This window comes from Pseudomonas sp. Fl5BN2, from assembly GCF_009908205.1.
Lineage (GTDB): Bacteria > Pseudomonadota > Gammaproteobacteria > Pseudomonadales > Pseudomonadaceae > Aquipseudomonas.
In genome coordinates this window covers 1-439 of record NZ_JAAARL010000074.1, presented here as the reverse complement: position 1 = coordinate 439, position 439 = coordinate 1, and the positions used below count along the sequence as shown (strand labels likewise).

The window sequence follows — 439 nt, the reverse complement described above, 5'->3', positions numbered from 1 at the left end:
GCATAAAAGCGCCTCTTAATCATATGCATGAACAAACAGCCAACGCAGCTATCATCCGAATGGGGTTCGGAGGCGAGCTTGTAGCTCACGGTATGCGTTCTATTGCACGAACAGCGGCAGAGGAGTCTGGTAAATTCAGAGCTGAAGTTCTTGAGGCAGCGCTTGCCCACTCGAAAAAAGATGAAATTATCGCAGCATACAATCGTGCAGAATATCTGATAGAGCGACAGAGTTTGATGCAATGGTGGAGTGATTACGTTCAAGCTCAAAGATCAAATGCTCTGGTAGCCTAAGTATCAGAATAGCTAATATAATCCTGAAGGTAAAGAAAATGGAAACCCTATTCAAAGTTTTTGAAAAATTTAGTTCCAGACCACTTTTTTTTATTTTTTTCGGACTCTCACTTTGTGAATTTTTTCAGAAACAATCTGTTCTGATG

1 pseudogene is annotated in these 439 nt (G+C 40.8%); it reads left to right on the top strand.

From position 1 onward, the window contains the following. Positions 1-293, top strand: a pseudogene (locus tag GV819_RS32620) (integrase); the annotation flags it as partial. Positions 294-439 lie beyond the last annotated feature (146 nt).